Below are 20,966 nucleotides of genomic sequence, written 5' to 3'. Positions count from 1 at the left end.
CCGCACCGGAGCTTACGGGCCGGGTCAGCCCCTGCGGGCATCCAGGGTCATCTCGTCCTCATCCATCGTCCCCCACAGGACCATCGAGCCGGCGAACGCGATGAGCGACGGGTAGAAGAGGACCTGCGATCCCTCGAGGACCCAGCCCCACGGATCGAGGATCGACTTCCACACGGCGAGCGCCGTGATGAGCAGGACGACGAACATCACCGGATACACACGCTTCCTCCACAGACCGAGCACCACGAGCAGACCGAGGAGCGCTTCCAGCCCGCCCAGCGCGTTCTGCACGACGGCCTGCGTGCCGAGCCCGAGGTAGAAGCTCTCGGCCACCCGCTGGCCGTGCTCCACGTTCACGATCTTGTCGAGCCCCCACATCACCAGCAGCCACCCCGTGCTCACTCTCAGCAGCAACAGACCCCAGCGTTTCATGTCGGCCTCCTGATCAGGTCTCGGGGATGCTCCCCTCTCCTGAGTGTGGGTCACCGTCGCTGCACGCGTCAATCGGGTCGGGTGTTTTGTGGCGGGGGAGGCTGACAACTAATGTTCGTCACGAGTGGTCGGCGGAACGAACGGGGCGCGCACCTGGAGGAACGAAGGACGATGGTCGTCGGTTTGCGAGGCAGGACAGCGGAGGCACGAATTCGCCGGGAGCGCGGTCCGGCGCCGGCGATCGCCGTGCTCCTGGCTGTGGCTGCGGGGTCGGTCTTCCCGACACCGGGATCGGCGCAGATTCCTCAGCAGGGGGTGTTTGACCTCGAGAAGGGCGACATCTCGGTCGCCCTCGACCGCACCGCCTACCTCGCGGGCGAACCGGCGGAACTCGCGGTGCGCCTCGTCATCGAGGACGGCTGGCACGCGAACAGCAACCAGCCGACCTACGACTACCTGATCGCGACCGCGGTCGATCTGGAGTTGCCGCCGGACTGGCCGCCCGCGCGCGCGGTCGGATATCCCCCCGGCGAGATGAAGACGTTCAGCTTCGCGCCCACCGCGATCTCGGTGTACGAGGGCGAAGTTTTCGTCCGGGCCTCCGTCCCGACGCCGGCCGGCGCGTCGCCGGGCACCTACCCCATCCGCGCGAACGTCACCTACCAGGCGTGTGACGATAAAATGTGTCTCGCGCCGGTCACGACGCCGGCCACGGTGGGGCTCACCGTGGGCACGGGCGGTCAGGCCGCGAACCCGGAGTTCTTCGCGGCGGATGCCGGGGACGGGACGGCCGCCGCCGGGCAAGCGGCGGGCTCGGGACGGGGGTTCCTCTGGTTCGTGCTCCTCGGTTTCGTGGGCGGCCTGATCCTCAACGCCATGCCGTGCGTCCTTCCCATCCTGTCGCTGAAGGTGTTCGGGCTCGTGAAGAGTGCGGAGGGCGGGCGGCGGGCCGTCACGGCGGGCGGCCTCGCCACGGCGGCCGGGATCATCCTCTCGTTCCTGTTGCTCGCGGCGGCGGCGATCGTGGCGCGCTCAGCGGGTGTCGCCGTGGGCTGGGGCATCCAGTTCCAGGAACCGCTCTTCGTCGGCGCTCTCGCCGTGGTGATGCTCTTCTTCACCCTCAACATGTGGGGGCTGTTCGAGATCCCCCTTCCCGCCTCGCTGGCGAAGGTGGGCTCGACGGGCCCGTCCGAGGGCCTCGCGGGACACCTGGCCACGGGGTTCTTCGCGACGCTGATGGCGACGCCGTGCTCGGCCCCCTTCCTCGGCACGGCGCTGGGCTTCGCGCTCACGCAAGACTCCGGCACGACGGCGGCGATGTTCGGCGCGATCGGGACGGGCATGGCCTCACCCTATCTGCTGCTGGCGGCCTTCCCCGCCGCCGGCCGCGTGCTGCCGAAGCCGGGGGCGTGGATGGCGACGTTCAAGGTCGTGATGGGCTTCCTGCTCGCGGCGACGCTGGTGTGGCTGCTCTTCGTGCTTTCGGGCCTCGTGCCGGCGGCGCGCGTGGCGTTCTTCGAGGTCGGGCTGCTAGCGGTCGCGCTCGCGGTGTGGCTCGGGAGCCGGCGGGGTCGGGGAGGACCGGCGCGCCGGGTCGCCGGTCTCGCGGCGGCCGCCCTCGCCGTGCTCGCCGTCACGACGGTGGCGCAGGGTCGCGGCGAGGCCGGGTCACCGGCACTCGGCGTCGCGCCGGAGGACAGGCTGATCGCGTGGGAGCCGTTCGACCGCGACCGGGCCGAGGAGTTGTCCGCCGCGGGCAGCTACGTGTTCGTCGACGTGACGGCGGACTGGTGCTTCACCTGCAAGGTCAACGAGGCGCTCTTCCTCGAGACCGAAGAGGTGGCGGGCGCGTTCGAGGAGCACGACGTGATCGCCATGCGCGCCGACTGGACGCGCCGCGACGAGTCGATCGGCCGGTACCTGGCCGACTTCGGCCGCTACGGCATCCCCTTCTACGTGCTTTATCGGCCCGGACGCGGGCCCCACGTCTTCTCCGAGCTGATCTCGAAGTCCGCGATCCTCGACATGCTCGGCGACTAGCCGTTCCCTGTAGCCGGGCGCCGTGCACGCCCGCCGCTACCGGACGGAGAGGCGATCCAGGAACGGGGCCACCTCCAGCAGCACGATGTCGTTGCGCGCCCGGAGTTCCCGCAGGAACGGCCCCTTGTGGCCGGCACCGTACGTCAGCAGGAAGCGGACGCCCTCGCCCCGGTGACGGTCGAGGGCGCGCTCGATGTTCCCCCAGTGCGAGGCGTTGATCGCCTCCCAGCCGCCAGGGCCCAGATCCGCGTCGAACAGGCGGGCGTATACCCGCATCCGGATATCGTACGCTTCATCGTAGGCGTCGGTGTGAATCCAGCGCGGGTCGTCGGCGGCACCTGCCGCGAGGGCCTCGGCCGAAGCCTCGGCCACGGTTTGATATTCCGCCCACCGATCGGCGCGGGCCGGATCCCGAGCGTAGGCGTCGAGATAGGCGGCCCGGAAGTCCGACATCGGTTCGGTCCACCCGGCCGTGGGGATGACCTCGAAGTCCAGCTCGCGGGAGAGCGGGAAGAGTCCGTCCATGTACTCGGGGAAGCGGCGGACTCGGGGCTCCTCCACCGTCCCGGAAGCCTGGAACTCGGCCCACGCCCGGTCCCATCGGTTGGGAGGGATCTCCGTCAGCCAGTAGTCCGGATCGATCTCCCGGACCAGGTCCCGGACCACCTCGAGACTGAAGGTCTCGCTCGTCTCGTGACCCCCGTGGATCATCCCCAGGACGACGACTTCGTTCGGCACCACCTCCGTGGCGGCCGGCGATTCGGGGGCCCGCGCGGTCGCGACCAGTTCGACCAGCGTGCCCGAGATTTCGTTCGCGACGAACACGCGCTCACCGTCCGGATGCGCGCGGAGGACGATCGGCTGCTCGCCCACCTCGATTCGTTGCACGACCTCCCGCGCTTCGAGGTCCACGATCGAGACCGTGCTGCCGCCGGCGTTGTTGACCAGCGCGTAGCGGCCCTCCCCCGGGACGACGACCGAGAAGGGGCGCGGGCCGAGGCCGTCCGTGACCCGGCCGGTGATTTCGAAGGAAGCCGTGTTGATGAACGCCACCTCGTCGGAGCCGCCGCAGGCGACGATGTAGGTCACCTGATCGGGCGTGAGCGCCCCACCGGGCGGCCCCGGACAGATGTCGACCTCGGCGCCCGTCTCGCCATTCAACAGATCGATGACGGAGACGGTGCCCGCGTCGAGGTTCGGCACGAAGGCGTACGAGCCGTCCCACATGACATCCGCCGGGTAGGGCCGGTCGCCCGTGGTGTGGAACGATCGCGGCACTCCCTGGCGGGTGTCGACGACCCACAGCCGGTCCGAGAACTCGGTCGTGATCCAGCTCTCTCCGCGAACCGTGCCGGGCGCGAACAGCGACGGACCCGCCCCGACGCCCCACACGGCGTCGGGGACGAACCGCCCCGCGGCGTCGAGCATGATGAGGGTCGAATCCCGGAACTGGCTCACGAGCCAGCCGCCCTCGACGCGGATGAGGTCGAGCGGCGTCGTGCCCGCCTCCCAGTGGGCGATGACGGCCGCCGCCGGATCGGTGGCCGACAGGGCCGCGAGGTCGACGACCGCGATCCGGCCCTCGCCGCTCAGGGCCACCCAGGCGGTGTCGCCATCGGGACTGAAGCGAATGCCGTGTGGCGCCGCCCCCACCTCGATCGTCGCCCCGACCCGGTAAGGTCCGTCGGCGTCCGGCGAAACTTCGCCCGGAGTCCCGCAGCCGGATCCCGCGGCCGCCAGCGAGACGACCGCGCCGAGAGCCCGGAAGTTAGCGGTCAAACGCCGTCCGCTGCCCGCGTGTGGCGTCCCCATGCGGCGGATCAGCCCCCGGCCTGCTGAAGCTCCGCCGCGACCTCCTCGGAGGCCCGCCAGATCCGCAGCGTATTGCCGCCCCAGAGCTGGCGGATCTCGTCCTCCGAATAGCCCCGCCGCACGAGTTCGAGCGTCACGTTGAAGGTCTCGGAAGCATCTCTCCAGCCGTCGATCCCCCCACCGCCGTCGAAGTCCGAACTGATCCCGACGTGGTCGATCCCGATCAGGTTGACGGCGTGGTCGATGTGGTCGACGAAGTCCGCGACGTTCGCGTCCGGGTGCCGGGACCGGATATCGGCCATCCCCTCGCTGAAGGCTTCCCGCTGGTCGTCGGTCATCTGTGAGAAGCTCGTGAAGCCGATCGACTCACGGAGCGCCGTGACCGCGGCCTGCCGTTCCTCGGAGGGCGACTTCACGAACCCGCCCAGCGCCACGGCCTGCATTACGCCGCCGTTCTCGCGCAGCGCCATGAGCTGCTCGTCGTCCATGTTCCGCGGGTGGGCGTTCACCGCGTAGGCCCCGGAGTGCGAGGCGATGACGGGCGAGGCGGACAGCTGCATGGCCTCGAGGCTCGCCGCCTTCGAGATGTGGGACACGTCCACCAGGATCCCGAGCCGGTTCATCTCGGCGATCACCTGCTCCCCGAACTCGCTGATGCCGCCGTTCTGCTCGGGCGTGTCGCCGTAGGCGGGGTTCGGCTGCGCGGAGTCGGCGATGTCGTTGTTCCCGTTGTGCGCCAGCGTGATGTAGCGCGCCCCGAGTTCGTGGTACGTCTCGAGGAGCGACAGGTCCGTCCCCATGGCGTAGCCGTTCTCGATCCCGATCGCGGCCACGAGCCTGCCCTCGGCGTGGATCCGCTCCGCGTCGTCCGCCGTGTACGCGAGGCCGATGAGGTCCGGATACATCTCTTCCGTCATGCGGTGGATCGCCTCGAACTTCGTCATCGCACCCTGCTTCGCGCGTTCGTAGTTCTCCGGCGTGCGCTCCGTCTGGCCCACGTAGACGACGAAGAACCCGACGTCGAGCCCGCCGGCCCGCATCTTCTCGAGGTTCACCTGGCGGTCCGCGTTCAGCGGATCCACCTCGGGCGTGGCGAAGTTGAACGGGATGTCGTCGTGCGTGTCGATCGTGAACACGCTCTCGTGGATCTCGCGCGCGCGCCGCTCGAGTTCGGCAGGGTCCATGGACATCTCTTCCCCCGCGTCCGTCTCCGAAGACGCGGGTTCGTCCGTCGGCCCGCCGCAGCCGGCGACGAGAGCAAGGGTCAGGACGGGCAGGAGGACGTGGTGCGAGCTTGCGGGCTGTCTCATCTTCAACTCCCTGTACGGTCGGAATTCGATCCGGATCAAGCTCGGCCTGGTCCTGGTGAGGCGCAACGAGTGATCGGCATGAACGTGTGGAGGGTGCGTCGTGGTTCGCGTGGATCCCGGGTAGAGGATCGGCGGCGCGGGGTCGCGGCCTGTGTGCTGGGATCGGCAATCATGGGGTCGGCTGTGCTCGGTTGCGGAGATGTGACCGGCCCCGAACTCCCTCCTTCCGGCCAGATCGTCTTCACCTCGATTCGCGAGAGATACCTGCGCCTCTGGGTGATGAACGTCGACGGGACGCGACAGAGGCCCCTCACGATTGAAGGGGAGACGAACCTCGAACCCAGCTGGACGCCGGACGGATCGGGCATCGTGTTCACGAGCTGGCGCGACGGGAACCCCGACATCTACCTGATGAACGCGGACGGATCGAACCCGCGGCCGGTGACGCGGGACTCCGCCAACGACCGATCGGGACGGCTGTCGCCGGACGGGAGTCGCGTGGTGTTCGTGTCCGAGCGGACGGGCGATCCCGATATCTGGGTGATCGACGTGGACGGATCGAACCCGGTCAACCTCACCCGCAACCCCTCCTCATTCGATGTCGACCCGGAGTGGTCGCCCGACGGAACCCGGATCGTGTTCGCCTCGGACCGCAGAGACGGGGAGACGTTCTCGCTGTGGACGATGGCCGCCGATGGCACGGGGCTCCAGCGGCTTCCCGTGGAGGGCGGGGCGCGGTCTCCGGCCTGGTCGCCGGACGGAGCGAGGATCGTCTTCACCTCGTTCCGGGATATCGGGGACGCGGAGGTCTATGTGATGAGGGCGGACGGAAGCGGCCAGACAAACCTCTCGCGCATCGCGGGAGTGGACGAACTGCCGCGCTGGTCGCCCGACGGGCAGTATGTGCTGTTCTCGACCAAGCGCGATGGAAACCCCGAGATCTACGCGATGAAGGCCGACGGATCGGACCCGGTCAACATCACCCGATACGAGGGCTGGGATGCCATGTCCGCGTGGAGGCCCTAGTGTCCGGGTGGCGTCACAGTCCGCGCCGCAGTTTGCAGCACCGTTCGCATCAGAGTAACCCTGGCGGGATCAGACCAGTCATGCGTATTCGCGACGTTGCTTCGGCTCTCGTGTTCGCCCTCGTTGTCGTGACCGCCGCCGGATGCGGGACCGCGGACGCGGAGAGCCTGCGAAAGCCGTCACGGCAGGAGGCAGCGATGAGTGCTCCCGCGTCCATGGCGGGACGGTCGACGGTGTACGCGCCGAACGGGATGGTCGCGACGAGCCAGCCCATGGCGTCGAGCGTCGCGTTGGGCGTGCTGAAGGGTGGAGGCAACGCCTTCGACGCGGCGGTCGCCGCCTCCGCCGTGCTGTCGCTCGTCGAGCCGCACATGACGGGGCTGGGCGGCGACCTGTGGGCGCTCTTCTGGTCGGCGGAAGAAGGCCGGCTGGTGGGCCTCGACGCCACCGGCCGGGCCGGGACGAACATGACCCCGGAGCGGATCCGCGCCGACGGCTACGACCGGGTGCCGGGCTCGGGGCCGGGCGCTGTCACCGTGCCGGGCGCGATCGCCGGCTGGGGCGCGCTGAACGAGACCTACGGGAGTCGGCCGCTGGCGGAACTCGTGGCCCCCGCCATCGCGCTCGCCGAGGAGGGGTTCCCGGTCACGCCGATCATCGCTCGCCAGTGGCGGGAACAGCTGCGCAAGCTCCAGGCGGACCCCGGAGCCGCGGCCACGTACCTGATCGAGGGCGAGCGGGCACCCGAAGCGGGCGAGTGGTTCCGGAACCCCGACTTTGCGCGGTCTCTGCGCATGATCGCCGCGGAAGGCCCATCTGCCATGTACGGCGGCGCGCTGGGCACGCGGGTGGCCGAGGGGCTGGCGGAACTCGGCGGGTACCTGACGCCGGCCGACATGGCGGCGATGGAGGTGCGGTGGATCGAACCGCTGTCGGTCGACTACAAGGGCTGGACGCTCTGGGAGCTTCCTCCCGCGGGCCAGGGCGTCGCGGCGCTGCAGATGGTCGGGCTGCTCGAACCGTTCGACCTCGCCGGCATGGGCCACAACTCGCCGGAGTACCTTCACCACCTCATCGAGGCCAAGAAGGTCGCCTTCGCCGACCTGGCCCGGCACGTGGCCGATGCCGACCACATGGAGATCGACCCGCGTGAACTGATCAAGCCCGATTACCTCGCGGCGCGGAGAGCACTCATCAACCCGGCGCTGGCCGCCGAGCGGATCGAGCCCGGCGAGTTCGCGACCGCCACCGAGACGATCTACCTGTCGGTCGCGGACCAGTACGGGAACATGGTCTCGTTCATCCACTCCATCTACGGCGCCTTCGGCTCGGGCGTGGTCGTCCCGGGGACGGGCTTCGTGCTCCAGAACCGCGGCGCCGGCTTCACGCTCGAGGACGGGCATCCGAACCAGGTGGCGCCGGGCAAGCGGCCTTTCCACACGCTCATCCCGGGGTTCGTGACCCGGGACGGGGAACCGCTGATGGCGTTCGGGGTCATGGGCGGCTCGATGCAGCCGCAGGGGCACACGCAGGTCGTCCTCAACATGATCGAGTTCGGGATGGACCCGCAGCAGGCGATCGATGCGGCGCGTTTCCGGCACATGGGCGGCCTGCGGGTCGCGGTCGAAAGGCTGACCGACGGACTCGAAGCCGGCATGGGCGCGCTCGGCCACGAACTCGTCGACTGGGAGAGCGCCTCGTTCGGCGGGGGTCAGCTCGTCATGAAGCTCGAGCGCGGCTACGCCGGAGCGTCAGACCCGCGCAAGGACGGCCTCGCCATCGGCCACTGAGGCCAGCAGGCCTTGGCAAGACCCCCGGCTGCTCAGGATCCCTTGGCAGCCCGGAGGGGCGTCACGGACAGCGGGCGTTCTCTCTCGACATCAAGATCGTAGCCCGTCTGGAGATTGAGCCAGAACCTCGCCGACGTCCCGAAATAGACCGAGAGCCGCAGCGCCGTATTCGCGGTGATCGCGCGCCTACCGTGCACGATCTGGTTGATCCGGCCAGGAGCTACGCCGATGTCCGTGGCCAGACGGTACTGGCTGATCTCCAGCGGCTCGAGAAACTCTTCCAGCAGCACCTTCCCGGGGTGTACAGACGCCCGTTTCGCGGGCATTGAACCCGAGTATCCCGTCATGGTGTCACTTCCTCGGTCCCAGAAACCGGTCTCCATCATAATGGATCATGTGATCTGGCGCGTCGGACAGCCAGACTTCCGTCTCCCAGGAGATTCCTTTGAGGTGCTTCTGGAACTCCTTGAAGTCAGGAAATGCGCTTACATAGACGATACCCGCGGGACAAGCTGCCAACATCTCCTCAAGCTCAACAACGCGCTTCGGCGACACGGGACCGTGTGAGGTCACGGCCTCCACCAGGAACAGCCAATTCCGCTCCGCATCGTAGATCACGACGTCCGGAAGTTTGTCGTGATCATTGATAGGGATGCCGAGCCGTTGCAACGCGACGCCATTGACGAACAGATCCTTCTTTGCCGTATCGCCCAGGTACAGCAGTTCGGCACCAGGCGCGAAGCGTGGTGCAAATTGCTCGACGATCGCCTTCTGTAACTCGTTGTGCCTCCCCGGAGAGAGTCGTAGTTCATTCCCGTCGCCAACCGTGACCGGAATCATCGCCCGATCCCGGTGTCTCGCATAGCGCTCCGCGAGGGATCCTTGCTCGCGGAGGAAGGTCGTGCGGACGCTCGGCCACCCTTCGCCGCCGTATGCCTGTACGACTGTCAGCGCCGCCTTCGTGATCGCGTAGTGTGCACGCGGGCTATTCGTGGGCAGATCCGGTTCAAACGGGTTGTAGTCGGCAATCCCGCCCTGTATGAATTGATGAAGCACTTGGCGCCGGAAAGTCTCTCGGGTGTTGGGTGCGTACTCGATACCGTAGTGCTCCTTGACGTGGCTCATGATACTCTTGGTCACGGTGCATCCTGTCCGGTTCGCGACCGACCAGAGGTCGTTGGGCTTCAGACCGCACAATGCCAGCAACGTGAGTCCAGACATTCTGTTCGTCTGCGCCGACGGCATACCGAGGGCTTCGAGGATCTCCTGAGCTTCCTCAATCGTTGCCAAGGGCCCTGTCCCCTTCGTCCACCGGTGCCTGCAGAAGAGTAGCGACGAGTGCTTCCAAGCCGCTCGTTCGACTCGGAAGGCGTCTTGCCCGCTTGCCAAGAGCCCGGATTGTTTCACGTGATGGAAGTGGCATGGCCCGAATCTCCGTAGCACTCACCTGTGTGTTTCCGTTCATGGCTCTGAAGTAAGTATCGAGCAACTGGCTATTGAAGAGAGCCGCCAACCCCCATGTTTCGTCTGACGACAGAACTCCGCCGGGTCGATGAATGTAATTCAGGTGATTCTCGAACCCGACGGCCGGGACTGCGAGATCGTCCGCAAGGTAAGGAGCTGCCGTCAACCTTCGAGGCTCTTCTTTTGCGCTGAATCGCCGCAAGAGAACGTAGTTCCCATTTGGGAGGAGCAAGGATCCCGCGCCAGATTGTGCGATGTATTCCGGCTTGTGGCGGTTCAGTGGCCAAGTAGTCCGCATCGCCCGCACGTGGTTCATCCAGAGTAGGGGTACGTGGGTTGCGGGCACGGAACCGTTCCTTCGGATGAGCGATCTCGCACGGAATGGGACGACGCGGCCCGTGGAGATGTTGAGCCCCAAGCGTTGAAGGTTGTTCGGCCATGAATCCACGAGCGCAATAATCTCATCGACCTTCTTGTCCGGTGACAACCGCAAGATCCGGTCCCGGGAGGTGATGTCGAGAATCTTGTTGGCGGGAACGGTGCGCTGGTCCGCATGGCTGAGATCGTCCACTCCAGCACTTGCGGAAACGGCGATGGAAAAGGCTGCGCGGCTCCGGTGCCAACCGGACTCGCGAAGACCTGCGAAGATCACGCTTTCCTGCAACACTTCATCGCGTCTGAAGGCGGCGCGTCGCGATTCGAACAGATGGATTTCGGCTGGTCGAACCTGGTCGAAGAAAACGCTCCGGAAGCGCTGGAAGTACGGACCTGACGCGAAGCTGCGAGGGACGATGAATACGAAGCTGCCACCGTCGCGTAGAAGCGTCGCGCTCACGGCCATGAAGAGCGCATAAATGTTCGGCTGACCATGAACTACAGAGGATGCAGCGACAGCGCGCGGGTCGGTCTTGCTGATTTTGAAGTAAGGCGGATTGGAAATTACGATGTCAAAATCCGGGTCTCGCGGGCTGGCCGTGAAGAGGTCGTTGTCTGCGCCCAAACCCTCAGCGTTGGCGAGAACGAAGTCGACCGCCTCGACGCGAACCGCCACCTTGAGATCGCATGACTCGAGGACCCAATCAACCAAGTAGGTCAAGACCGCTTGCAGGGGCGCGATAAGGTCCTCGTCGATTTCGAAGGCGACGACTTCAACGTGCTCCAGAAGCGGATCGCGAGAAACAAGGAATTCGATTGCAGAGCAGCAAAGGACCCCGGCCCCAGCAGCTGGATCCAAGACGCGAACCCGACTGGTTCTCGGAGCAATCTTGCCGGCCATGAAGTCGGCGACCGGCACCGGCGTCAGGTAGAGCCCGTGGTCCTTCCTGTGCCGAGCCGATTTGCGCGAGACGTACCACTCACCGACTCGGTCTGCGTATAAGGCAGGTCGCTCTCCCGCTTTGGGCAGCGGCATGCCCACCACATCGGATTCGCGGCTGCCAGCTTCGATCCGCCTTGTACTTTCCTGCTGAACCGTCATCCCCGCCTCGCCTCTACCCTACCTCCCAACTCAACCGCTTCCAACTTCGAGTTGGAGATCATCGGACCGTCAACTTCCACACCGTACTCGACGAAGGTCGAACAGGGCAAACCGACATATTCCAGCCGTCAGCCGCCGGGGGGGCGGCGGCCGGGGGTCCAGGGGGCGCCGGCGGCCTCGAGCGCTGCCTCGGCCCGCATGAAGTCGCCCGACATGAAGCCCTCGAACTCCGCCAGCCACGCGCCGAAATCCGTCTCGCCGATCTCCAGGTTGCGGCGGTGCGTCGCCGTCGGCGTCTGGCGCGTGTCCCAGTGGCCTCCGATCACCCGTCCCACGCGGTTCGAGATCGAGGGTACGGTGGATTCGTTCAGGCGCTGCCGGGCCGGGTCGCCGAAGATCCGGATCGCGTACCCCTGTAGCCGGCTGTCGAGCGCGTCGAGGTCGCCGAACAGGGCCAGCGGAGCGGCGGGCGCCTCGAGGAGCGCGGCCCGCATGTGACGGAGCCGGTCCCGGGCGCGGCCCAGTTCCTCACCCGCGGACGAAATGCGGCGCATCAGCTCCGAGGCCTCGCTCTGGAAGGCGACGACAGCCCCGAAGTCGGTGCCCGCCTCCGCCGTAGGCACCGCTCTCACCGCGAAGGTCTGCGCCAATCCAACCTCCCTCGCGCCCTCGGCCGTGACGACGACGAGTTGCGCGGAGTAGTCGCCGGGGGCTGTGAGATGGCCCTGGGGCGGCCCCACCCAGGGCGGCGTGAAGCCGGGTACGGTGAGATCGATGGGATCCGGCGCCGGGGCCCTCAGGTCCCAACTCACGCGGTGTAGCCCCTGGCTCGCGGGGCCCGTAACCCAGCGCACGGTGCGGCCGACCGCGTCGGCGATCGCAACCAGCGCCCGCGGCCCGCTCTCCGTCGCCTCCGCGTTGAGCACGTCGTAGCCGGGGAAGGGCACGTCGCCGCCGGCCGCGCGCACCTCTCCCTCGGCGTCGCGGCGGGCCTCGCCAGTCGTCGTCAGCGTCTCCGGCAGGTAGTACGTCAGCGTGGCGCCGAAGTCCGGGTTGGGCGCGGTGTAGTCGTCCGTCCCCAGCGTCGGCTTCCCGCGCGCCTGCATGGGCACGGACGGGATGTACCACCAGGCGTCGCGGACCGGAAACAGCGCCCCTCCCTCCGCCGCGGCCATGGCGGTCGTCGCGCCGCCGGCCAGTTCGCGCAGCGGCGTGTAGTCGTCGAGCACGTAGAAGCCGCGGCCGAAGGTCGCTCCGACCACATCGTTGTCCCGGCGCTGGATCTCGAGATCCCGGTGGGAGATCGTGGGGCCGGGGAGCATGTGCCAGTTGGCGCCTCCGTTCACGCTCACGTACATGCCGAACTCCGCTCCGAGGAAGAGGAGGTTCGGGCTCAGGTGGTCCTGCTCGATCGCCCACGCGGTCGTCCCGGCGGGCAGATCTCCTGAGATCGAGCGCCACGTCAGGCCCCGGTCGTTGCTCTCGAATACAAGCGGTCGGAAGTCACCCTCCTTGTGGTTGTCCGCGACGGCGAACACGGTGGCCGGGTCGTGCTGCGAGGCCTCCACGTCGTTGATGAACGCCCGCTCCGGGACGCCCGGCAGTTCCGCGGCTCGCCGCCAGGTGGCGCCCGCGTCCTCCGTGACGTGGATGAGCCCGTCGTCGCTTCCGGTGTAGATCACGCCCTCGGCGACCGGGGATTCCGAAATCCCGGTGAGGGTGGCGTACTTCGACATGGCGCCGTTGTCGATCAGGTCATCGACGCTCCACACGCGGCCCATGAACTGCAGTTCGTAGCGGTTCACGTCCGTCGTCAGGTCGCCGCTGATCGCGGTCCACGAGTTCCCGCGGTCGTCGCTTCGCCACACGCGCTGCGAGCCGTGGTAGATGCGGTCGGCGTCGTGGGGGCTGATGAGGATCGGCGCGTCCCAATTGAAGCGCTCGGGCGGATCGCCGGGCGCGGGCTGCGGCTGGATGTCGAGCGCCTCCTCGCTCATCCGGTCGTAGCGGTAGAGGTTCCCCTGCTGCGTCTGCAGGTAGAGGATGTCAGGATCCCTCGGGTCGATCTGCACCGCGTACCCGTCCGCTCCCATCGGCGCGTACCAGTCGCGGTTGCGGATGCCCTCCACGTTCATGGTGCGGGCGGGTCCCCACAGCGTGCCGAGGTCCTGCGCGCCGCCGAGCACGTTGTAGAACGGCTCCGCCGTATCCAGCGCCAGCTTGTAGAACTGCGAGATGGGCAGGTTCGGGAAGTGCCGGAAGGTGCGACCGTCGTCAAAGGTCTCGTACAGCCCGGCGTCCGTGCCGACGATCAGGTGCTGCCCGTCCTCCGGGTCGATCCACAGGGCGTGGTTGTCGCTGTGTTTGTCGTTCGCCGTCTCCAGGTTGCCGAAGGTCGCGCCCCCGTCCCGCGTGACCTGGATGAACACGTCCATCTGGTACACGATGTCGGCGTCGTGCGGCGAGGCCTCGATCTCCTGGTAGTAGTGAGGGCCGGTGCCTCCGGAGATGTAGGAGTTCCGCTTCTCCCAGCCCTCCCCCTTGTCGAGGGACCGGTAGAAGCCGCGCTCATCGTCTCCCGCCTCCATGGTCGCGTACACGACCTCGGGATTCGCGGGGGTGACGGCGAGTCCGATCTTGCCCACGTCCCCCGCCGGGAGTCCCGCCGAGATCCGGCGCCAGTTCTCGCCGCCGTCGGTGGACTTGTAGATGCCCGAGTTGGGCCCGCCGGCGAGGTGCCCCCAGATCTTCCGCCGCCGCTCGTAGGCCGCCGCGTAGACAACATTTGGATCACCCGGTGCGAACTCGATGTCGGTGACGCCGGTGTTCTCGTCGATCCCGAGCACGAGCGCCCACGAGTCGCCGCCGTCGGTGGACCGGTAGACGCCGCGGTCGCCGCCCGGAGCCCACAGCGACCCCTCCGCCGCGACCAGCACGACGCGGCTGTCGCGCGGGTCGACGAGGATCTTCCCGATGTGCTGGGAGTTCGGGAGCCCGACGTTCTCCCACGTCTCCCCGCCGTTGCGGCTGCGGTAGACACCGTCCCCCCAACCGACGTGGCGGCCGCTGACGTTCTCTCCCGACCCCACCCAGATGACGTCCGGGTTGTTGGGATCGATCGCGACGTCGCCGATCGAGTACACGGGCTGGTCCTCGAACACGGGATCCCAGGTCACGCCCGCGTTGGTCGTCTTCCACAGCCCCCCGGAGCCGGCCGCGACGTACCAGGTGCTGCTCCGGTGCGGGTGCACGGCGATGTCCGCGATTCGGCCGCCCATTACCGCAGGCCCGATCTCGCGTAGCGGAAGGCCGGCGACGACCTCCGTCGCCAGCGACTGATCGACCTCCTGGGCCCGAACCTCCGGCGTCAAAGGGGGCAGAACTCCGGGACCCCCCATCACGACGCCCAGGACGACCACCAACCATGCGCGCGACCGACGGCGCCTCGACAAATCCCTCATCTCGATACTCTCCTTCGTACCTTGTCCTCGCGTTCCAGCGGAGACCCCGCTCGACACGCTATCCCGAGAAACACGTGCCAGACAGACCGCCACCGGAACTAGGCCCGGCGGGGGGCGCTAACGGTCGGCGCGCCGCCTTCGGCGGGGGGACCGGGAACGCCAGGCCGCGGCCAACGCCCGGTCGAATGTCATAAGGTCGTCGGGCTCACGCCGGATGCAGCAGGCGAGGTGGACGAGATCGCGCGCTTCAAGTTCCGGATGCGCGGCGACTATGTCTCGGGCCATTTCCACGTCACCACGGTCGACGGGCCAGACTTCGGACACGGTCGCGTCCACAAGATCGAACGCCGCGCAAAGTCGGCCTCGCTCGTCCCTGCTCACGTACACATGGAGGAGTTCCTGAAGAACTTCGGCAGACGTCACGAGCAGCGTATCCCGCTCCCTCGACCGGCTGAAGAAGGCCCGAGCCTCCTCCCGCCGGGGATGGTCCGTGCCGACGAAGTACATGAAGATGTTGGCATCAATGAAGATCAAAGGAGGCCCAGCTTCCTGGCGGAACTGAGCTTCCCCTCGGCGATCAAGCGCTTGGTTTCGGACCAGTCCGGCTCTCGGGCTCCGGGAGGGTGGCGGGCGTCGCACTCCGCGGCGAACGCCTCGAGTTCTTCGACGGTGAACAGGCGTGGGCGCGTGGCGGCAAGTTTCTCGTCGGCCGCATCCCGTAGCCATTGCCCGAGGGACTTCCCCTCACGCTCCGCCTCGGCCTGATAGCGGATCTTGGCGCTTTCCTTGACGACGAAGTGAATCCGCGACATGCGTCCTCTCTGGTTGTGCAATCTGGTTGTGCAAGCACAACTTAGTGATGCATACCGATGGCATCAACCGCCAAGCGGCGGCGCCGAAGGCGGGGGCCGGCGGTGGTGCGTCGCCTGCTCGAACGCGTAGCCGAAGCGCAGGAGCATCGCTTCCGTGAAGGGGCGGCCCAGGAACTCGAGGCCCACCGGCAGGCCATCCGCGGTGAACCCGGCGGGGACGGTGAGCGCCGGGAACCCCGTCAGGGGACTCAGCGAGCGGTTGTCTCCCAGCGCGTAGCGGTCGGCCGGGGCGGGGTTCGTCTCGACGTCCTCGGCGATCAGGTCGGGCGGATGGTCGAAGGTGGCGTAGACGAGGGCGTCGAGGTCGTGCTCCGCCATGGTTGCGATGACGTCCTGCCGAACGCGCTCGCGGGCGAGCAGGTACTCGAGATAGCCGGGGTCGCGCGTCGTCTTCCCGAGGAGATCGGCCATGGCGCGGGCCCGCCACGGATTGACGCGGCCGCTCAGCAGGATCGAGGCGAGCGTCTGGTACGGGGCGTCAGGGAGGTCGGCCAGATAGGCGTCCGTCGCCTCCTCCGTCTCGTAGGAGTTGAGGGCGAAGACGGCGGCCACGCCCTCGATCCCGGGGACAGCGACATCCATCACCTCGGCCCCCAGCTCGCTCAGCGCGCCGATCGCCGCCTGGATTCGGGCGCGCACCTGCTGGAACCCTTCCGATGCCGGATCCACGGACTGGTCCATCGGATCGCGGATGATCCCGAGCCGGGCGCCGGCCAGAGCGTCGGCCGCCAGCCCATCGGTATACGAGTCCGGAACCTCTCCCACGGAGTACGCGGTCACCGGGTCGTTGGGATCGTAGCCGGCGATGACGTCGAGCAGGATGGCGGCGTCCATCACCGTGCGGGTCATGGGGCCCATCGTGTCGGTGGTGGGGTTGGCGGGCATCATCCCGAAGCGGCTCACGAGCGGGAGAGTGGGACGGAGACCGACGAGCGAGACCACGGCCGCCGGTCCGCGGATGGAGCCGCCGGTGTCCTCGCCGATGCCGATCATGCCGAAGTTGGCGGCCACACCGCTGCCGGTGCCGCCGGAGGAACCGCTCGGGTTGCGCAGCGGATCGTACGCGTTGCGGATGATCCCGAACCCCGAGCCGACGTAGCGCGAGGCGAACTCGCCCATGTTCGTCTTCGCGATGATGAGGGCGCCCGCATCCTCCATCCGGGTCACTGTGGTCGCGTCCCGCCCCGACACGTAGCCCGCGAAGAGCGCGGACCCGAAAGTCGTGGGCATGTCGCGGGTCTCGACCTGGTCCTTGAGCAGGACGGGGATGCAGTGCAGTGGTCCGGTGAGGCCGCCGGTCGCGAAGGCGTCGTCGAGGCCCCGCGCCTCCGGCAGGGCCTCCGGGTTGACGATCGCGATCGCGTTGAGTCGTGGCCCCTGTTTGTCGTAGGCGTCGATCCGGGCCAGGTAGCTCTGGACGAGTCCCTCGCAGGTGAGGTCACCCGATTGGAAGGCCGCGTGGACCTCCGCGATCGTCACCTCCTCGACCGCGAAGCTCTGCGCCTGCAGCGGGAGGCCGATCGTCGCGAACGCCAGGGCGAACGAGAGGGGGAAGCTGATTCCAACCGAAATCCGGGCAGACATGGCAGTACCTGTTTGGAGGAACTTGAATTGGGCAGCCGTTGATGAAGCTACGCAGTATGAACTTTAGTGAGACGTGATCCGACCGGAAGGGCGCAATCCCACACTTGATCGCAGCCAGTGTGAATGCATAATATGACGTGGAATGCATGCATAGTATGACAGCACCCTGGAGACCATGTGAAGACGTTGACGGTACGAGGCGTGCCAGCCGAGTTGGGGCGCGCGTTGAACGAAGAGAAACGGCGACGCGGGACATCCCTTAACCAGACGGTGCTGGACCTTCTCAAGCAGAGTCTGGGGATCGGGATCCCTCGGTCCAACGGACTGGGACGCTTCGCCGGGGGCTGGACCGACGCGGAATTCCGGGAATTCGAGGCTGCGATCCGCGACTTCGGGAAGATCGACCCGGAGATGTGGGAGTGAGCCGCTACTGCCTGGACACCTCGGCCTACAGCCGCCTGCGGAGGGGTAGCGAACGAATCGCGAACATCCTGGACCGGGCCATCTGGGTGGGCGTACCGGCCGTCACGCTCGGGGAACTCCGGTTCGGTTTCCTTGGTGGCGCTCACAGAACCCGCAACGAGACGGAGTTGTCGGACTTCCTCGCGGCGTCACCGGTCGAGGTGGTGCCGGTCGATGACGCCGTTGCCCGCTGTTACGCGGAGATCGTTGCCGATCTGAAGCGGGCGGGGACGCCGATCCCCACGAACGACGCCTGGATTGCGGCCTGCGCGGCTCACACGGGATCCACCGTGCTGACGAGCGACGGACACTTCGAGCAGATCGCCCGGATCGGCACCCTGCTCGTGATTTGAAGCGGTCCAGCCTTCCGTCATCCCGGGATGGCACCGAGGCGCGGTCGGATCGATCGGCGCGGCTGAGTGTATGCGTCTGCGTTCCGACCTTGACCTGTCCCTTCGAAGGAGAAGCGCAGCGACGTGCAAGTCAACCGGAGATTTCGGGCGCGAAGCTCGACGGTGGTGTTCATTCGGGCCCTCCTCGTGCTCGCGGCGGTGCTCGCATTGCCCGGGGGACGGGCGGCAGCCGCCCAGGAGCCGACCGGACCCCCGGCGGCCTTCATCCCGGGGTCGAGCTGCGTGACATCCGTCGCGGATACAGTCGAGGCTCGCCGCGTTCGCGTCCTGCAGGCGGACGGCCTGGACGCCAACAACTACGGGGGAGAGCGCGTCGCCGCGGAGGCGCCCTGGGCGCCCGGGCGGGTTGCCGACCTGACCCCGTATGGAACGGGCTATGCGGTTCTCGATGGTCTCGCCGGCGAACTGGTCCGGGTATCCGGCGACCTGACCACCTGGGACGTCTGGGCCGAGGAAGGGCCCGGACCCGGCGAGTTGACGCAGCCACGGGCCCTCGCGACGTCGGGGCCCGGTTCCAACGAACTGCTGGTTCTACAGGGCGACCCTCCCGCCGTCCATCGTTTCGACGGACGGGGCCGGTTCGTGGACACGTTCCGGCTGAACTCGAACCCGAACGACCTCGGCGTGACTTCTGACGGCCGCGTTTGGCTGGTGCACGACGTATGGGGGTTGCACCTGCGGCCGCGCCGTGGCACGGAGGCGCCGGTGTTGACCAGTACGGACGAGAACGGCCGCCAGACTCGAGAACACTGGTCGGCGACGGCGGACAGCCTCGACGCCGCCCGGTACAACCTGGGCTACGTGCGGGTCCGGGTCGCGACCGGGGGCAGATTCGCGGCCGTCTACTTCCCCACGAGCGGGATCATCGAGCTGTTCGATGACGGGGGTCACGTGCGGACCCTCGAAACCTGCATGCCGGAGGAGCTCGCGGACGCATATCGACGGCAACTGGACGAGACCACGAGCGCCGACATCAGCCCTGGTCGCCCGCCCGTGGCCGAGTACAGCGTGGACTTGCTGACGGACGTCCGTGTCGGGGAGAACGGCGAGGTGTGGGCCTTGGTCGGAGTCCGCACGGAGGACGGCTTCTTCCACATCGACCGCTTCGATGCGTCGGGCCGGAACATCGGATCGATCCTCCTGTCGCTGGACGCCCCCTTCCAACTGCAGGGGATCCGGCTCGGCCTCGATCCCGAACGCGAGGTGGTCGGATTCGACCCGATGGCAGGCCACCTCTTCGTGTACGAACTGTCCGGATCCTGACGGGGATCTTCCGGGTCCCGGAACTCGCGGGACCCCCTTTACCCTTCGACCTCCGTCCCTTCGTTGAGAATGGCCAGGTAAGGCTCGTAGGCGAAGGCTCGATCGCGCGCCCTGCCTGTCATCGCGCGGACGATTCCGAACCGCTCGAGCGCCTTCACCGCGGATGAGACGGTAGGTGCGAGCCGGCTAGCTGGCCGCGCTGCCGCAGAAGCGGATCGCGGCGACGGCGAGGATGCGGGCGGCTTCGACGAGGTCCTGGGCGCGGATGCTCTCGTCGGGGCGGTGTGATCGGCGGACATCGCCGGGGCCGAAGAGCACCGTGGGCACATGGCCCTGGTTGACGAGGAGCCGCATGTCGGCACCGTAGCGCATGCCCCCGAGACGTGCCTCCGTGCCGCCGAGCGTCTGCACGGCGCCGGCCAGAGTGCTCACGACGGGGTCGCTCTCGTCCGTGCGGGCGGCGGCGAACTGCGCCCCGACCCATTCGACCGCGGGCGGGTGGTCGAGTAGCCAGGCGTCACCGTCGGCCGCCTCGGCCACGGCGTCCTCCAGCGCCCGGCGGGCGGCGGCGAGGTCCTCCCCGGGTGCGACGCCGAAGCGGCCCTCCACGACGAGACTCTCCGCCACGGTCGAGGGCCAGATGCCGGCCCGCAGCCGTCCCATCGTGAGGGCGTACGGCAAAGCCTCCGCGCGAAACAGCGGGTCGGCCACGTCGCGGTTCCGGGCCGCTTCCAGGGCACGGAGCCGCTGGAACACCGGGATGAACTTCTCGACCGGGTCCACGCCTTCCTCCCGCAGCGCCCCGTGCGCGGCGAGCCCCGGGACGGTGAGCCGGAAACTGAGCGCGCCGGCCTGCGCGGGTGCGATCACGAACTGCGTCGGCTCGACGACGATGGCGCCGTCCCCCGTGTGGCCCCGCTCGATCGTGGCCAGCATGCCCGAACCACCGTCCTCCTCGCCGATCACGCTCTGGATCTGGAGCGCCCCGTCCAGATCCACGCCCGCATCGCGCAGCGCCTGCGCCGCCTCAAGCGCGCAGCACAGCCCCCCCTTCATGTCCACGACGCCGCGGCCGAACAGGCGCCCGGCATGGCGCGTCAACTCGAAGGGCGGGTGGGTCCAGCGCTCGGTCTCGCCGGCCGGGACGACATCGATGTGGCCGTTCAGGATGAGCGTGCGACCCTCCCCGCGGCCCTCCCCGCGGGGGTCAGTGTGACCCATCGTCCCGACCACGCCGAGTCCCTCGTGCCGATCGACATCCGCCGTGTAGGCGGGGTGGCGGCGCAGCCGCGCGAAATCGATCTCCCATACGTCGGTCTCAAGGCCGATGGCCCGCATCTCTTCGGCCACCCGCTCCTGGGCCGGAGTCTCGCGGTTCGCGACGCTTTCGATCGCGATCAGGTCGCCGAGAAGCCGGAACAGGCGCTCTGCATCGACCGCCTCGGCGGCCCGCCGTTCTTCGGGCGTCATCGCGTCGCGCGTCCTTTCGCTTTAGTGGCTTCCGGTGGTGTCGGGACGTGCGGAGTATGTCACGAGTCAGGCCGTCCCGGCGATCCGGCC

Annotated in this window: 17 protein-coding genes; 6 read left to right on the top strand and 11 right to left on the bottom strand. The window is 67.8% G+C overall.

The annotated features are described in order from the left end of the window. Window positions 1–24: 24 nt before the first annotated feature. A complete protein-coding gene (locus tag ACOOHF_RS06745) occupies window positions 25–432 on the bottom strand; it encodes a DoxX family membrane protein (protein ID WP_420463914.1) in 408 nt (135 codons plus the stop codon). Between the two features lie 111 nt (window positions 433–543). Between ACOOHF_RS06745 and ACOOHF_RS06740 the strand changes: the two genes are divergently transcribed. Further along, window positions 544–2,472 carry a thioredoxin family protein gene (locus ACOOHF_RS06740; protein WP_420463913.1) on the top strand — a complete coding sequence of 643 codons (1,929 nt, stop codon included), beginning with the start codon at window positions 544–546 and terminating at the stop codon, window positions 2,470–2,472. A 36-nt stretch (window positions 2,473–2,508) separates the two neighbouring features. On the opposite strand, the gene ACOOHF_RS06735 is transcribed toward ACOOHF_RS06740, so the two are convergent. Both ACOOHF_RS06735 and ACOOHF_RS06730 read right to left on the bottom strand, forming a co-directional pair. Next, on the bottom strand, window positions 2,509–4,251 hold the full coding sequence (locus ACOOHF_RS06735) for a YncE family protein (RefSeq protein WP_420463912.1): 1,743 nt from the start codon (window positions 4,249–4,251) through the stop codon (window positions 2,509–2,511). Between the two features lie 41 nt (window positions 4,252–4,292). After that, window positions 4,293–5,594, bottom strand: a complete 1,302-nt coding sequence (locus ACOOHF_RS06730) for a dipeptidase (protein ID WP_420463911.1) — start codon at window positions 5,592–5,594, stop codon at window positions 4,293–4,295. A gap of 201 nt (window positions 5,595–5,795) precedes the next feature. On the opposite strand from ACOOHF_RS06730, the gene ACOOHF_RS06725 reads away from it, so the two are divergent. Together ACOOHF_RS06725 and ggt are read left to right on the top strand one after the other, a co-directional pair. Then, window positions 5,796–6,620 (top strand): hypothetical protein, encoded by an 825-nt coding sequence (locus ACOOHF_RS06725; protein WP_420463910.1) that lies wholly within the window; start codon window positions 5,796–5,798, stop codon window positions 6,618–6,620. Window positions 6,621–6,817: 197 nt separating this feature from the next. Then, a complete protein-coding gene (gene ggt, locus ACOOHF_RS06720; protein WP_420463909.1) occupies window positions 6,818–8,410 on the top strand; it encodes a gamma-glutamyltransferase in 1,593 nt (530 codons plus the stop codon). 32 nt (window positions 8,411–8,442) lie between these two features. Here the strand turns inward: ggt and ACOOHF_RS06715 are convergent, their stop codons facing one another. The 7 genes from ACOOHF_RS06715 to ACOOHF_RS06685 form a co-directional block, all read right to left on the bottom strand. Further along, window positions 8,443–8,757, bottom strand: a complete 315-nt coding sequence (locus tag ACOOHF_RS06715) for a HigA family addiction module antitoxin (RefSeq protein WP_420463908.1) — start codon at window positions 8,755–8,757, stop codon at window positions 8,443–8,445. A gap of 4 nt (window positions 8,758–8,761) precedes the next feature. Next, a complete protein-coding gene (locus ACOOHF_RS06710; protein ID WP_420463907.1) occupies window positions 8,762–9,700 on the bottom strand; it encodes a BsuBI/PstI family type II restriction endonuclease in 939 nt (312 codons plus the stop codon). After that, window positions 9,687–11,351, bottom strand: a complete 1,665-nt coding sequence (locus ACOOHF_RS06705) for an Eco57I restriction-modification methylase domain-containing protein (RefSeq protein ID WP_420463906.1) — start codon at window positions 11,349–11,351, stop codon at window positions 9,687–9,689. The genes ACOOHF_RS06710 and ACOOHF_RS06705 overlap by 14 nt, the downstream gene beginning before the upstream one ends. Before the next feature lie 128 nt (window positions 11,352–11,479). Continuing rightward, window positions 11,480–14,812, bottom strand: a complete 3,333-nt coding sequence (locus ACOOHF_RS06700; RefSeq protein ID WP_420463905.1) for a WD40/YVTN/BNR-like repeat-containing protein — start codon at window positions 14,810–14,812, stop codon at window positions 11,480–11,482. 117 nt (window positions 14,813–14,929) lie between these two features. Next, window positions 14,930–15,346 carry a type II toxin-antitoxin system VapC family toxin gene (locus ACOOHF_RS06695; RefSeq protein WP_420463904.1) on the bottom strand — a complete coding sequence of 139 codons (417 nt, stop codon included), beginning with the start codon at window positions 15,344–15,346 and terminating at the stop codon, window positions 14,930–14,932. Continuing rightward, on the bottom strand, window positions 15,343–15,624 hold the full coding sequence (locus ACOOHF_RS06690; RefSeq protein WP_419934232.1) for a hypothetical protein: 282 nt from the start codon (window positions 15,622–15,624) through the stop codon (window positions 15,343–15,345). Before ACOOHF_RS06690 ends, ACOOHF_RS06695 begins: the two co-directional genes overlap by 4 nt. 63 nt (window positions 15,625–15,687) lie before the next feature. Next, window positions 15,688–17,268 (bottom strand): amidase, encoded by a 1,581-nt coding sequence (locus ACOOHF_RS06685; protein ID WP_420463903.1) that lies wholly within the window; start codon window positions 17,266–17,268, stop codon window positions 15,688–15,690. 177 nt (window positions 17,269–17,445) lie between these two features. Between ACOOHF_RS06685 and ACOOHF_RS06680 the strand changes: the two genes are divergently transcribed. The 3 genes from ACOOHF_RS06680 (at window position 17,446) to ACOOHF_RS06670 (ending at window position 19,406) form a co-directional block, all read left to right on the top strand. After that, a complete protein-coding gene (locus ACOOHF_RS06680; RefSeq protein WP_419934230.1) occupies window positions 17,446–17,691 on the top strand; it encodes a hypothetical protein in 246 nt (81 codons plus the stop codon). Then, the gene (locus tag ACOOHF_RS06675) at window positions 17,688–18,083 is read left to right on the top strand and encodes a type II toxin-antitoxin system VapC family toxin (protein ID WP_419934229.1); all 396 of its coding nucleotides are present in this window, start codon (window positions 17,688–17,690) and stop codon (window positions 18,081–18,083) included. The genes ACOOHF_RS06680 and ACOOHF_RS06675 overlap by 4 nt, the downstream gene beginning before the upstream one ends. A 162-nt stretch (window positions 18,084–18,245) precedes the next feature. After that, complete coding sequence (locus tag ACOOHF_RS06670; RefSeq protein WP_420463902.1) at window positions 18,246–19,406, top strand: hypothetical protein; 1,161 nt, start codon at window positions 18,246–18,248, stop codon at window positions 19,404–19,406. Window positions 19,407–19,592: 186 nt separating this feature from the next. Here ACOOHF_RS06670 and ACOOHF_RS06665 read toward each other — a convergent pair whose 3' ends face one another. Beyond that, window positions 19,593–20,876, bottom strand: a complete 1,284-nt coding sequence (locus ACOOHF_RS06665) for an ArgE/DapE family deacylase (RefSeq protein ID WP_420463901.1) — start codon at window positions 20,874–20,876, stop codon at window positions 19,593–19,595. Window positions 20,877–20,966 lie beyond the last annotated feature (90 nt).

The sequence above is a fragment of the Candidatus Palauibacter sp. genome (genome assembly GCF_965216145.1).
GTDB lineage: Bacteria > Gemmatimonadota > Gemmatimonadetes > Palauibacterales > Palauibacteraceae > Palauibacter.
This window is presented reverse-complemented; position numbering and strand designations above follow the sequence as displayed.

What these genes read in the sequence shown, in the direction of transcription:
- ggt (WP_420463909.1), top strand. Translation starts at nt 6,818, where the DNA reads ATGAGTGCTCCCGCGTCCATGGCGGGACGGTCGACGGTGTACGCGCCG.
- ACOOHF_RS06705 (WP_420463906.1), bottom strand. Translation starts at nt 11,351, where the DNA reads ATGACGGTTCAGCAGGAAAGTACAAGGCGGATCGAAGCTGGCAGCCGC.
- ACOOHF_RS06740 (WP_420463913.1), top strand. Translation starts at nt 544, where the DNA reads ATGTTCGTCACGAGTGGTCGGCGGAACGAACGGGGCGCGCACCTGGAG.
- ACOOHF_RS06700 (WP_420463905.1), bottom strand. Translation starts at nt 14,812, where the DNA reads ATGAGGGATTTGTCGAGGCGCCGTCGGTCGCGCGCATGGTTGGTGGTC.
- ACOOHF_RS06685 (WP_420463903.1), bottom strand. Translation starts at nt 17,268, where the DNA reads ATGTCTGCCCGGATTTCGGTTGGAATCAGCTTCCCCCTCTCGTTCGCC.
- ACOOHF_RS06715 (WP_420463908.1), bottom strand. Translation starts at nt 8,757, where the DNA reads ATGACGGGATACTCGGGTTCAATGCCCGCGAAACGGGCGTCTGTACAC.
- ACOOHF_RS06730 (WP_420463911.1), bottom strand. Translation starts at nt 5,594, where the DNA reads ATGAGACAGCCCGCAAGCTCGCACCACGTCCTCCTGCCCGTCCTGACC.
- ACOOHF_RS06745 (WP_420463914.1), bottom strand. Translation starts at nt 432, where the DNA reads ATGAAACGCTGGGGTCTGTTGCTGCTGAGAGTGAGCACGGGGTGGCTG.
- ACOOHF_RS06690 (WP_419934232.1), bottom strand. Translation starts at nt 15,624, where the DNA reads ATGTCGCGGATTCACTTCGTCGTCAAGGAAAGCGCCAAGATCCGCTAT.
- ACOOHF_RS06665 (WP_420463901.1), bottom strand. Translation starts at nt 20,876, where the DNA reads ATGACGCCCGAAGAACGGCGGGCCGCCGAGGCGGTCGATGCAGAGCGC.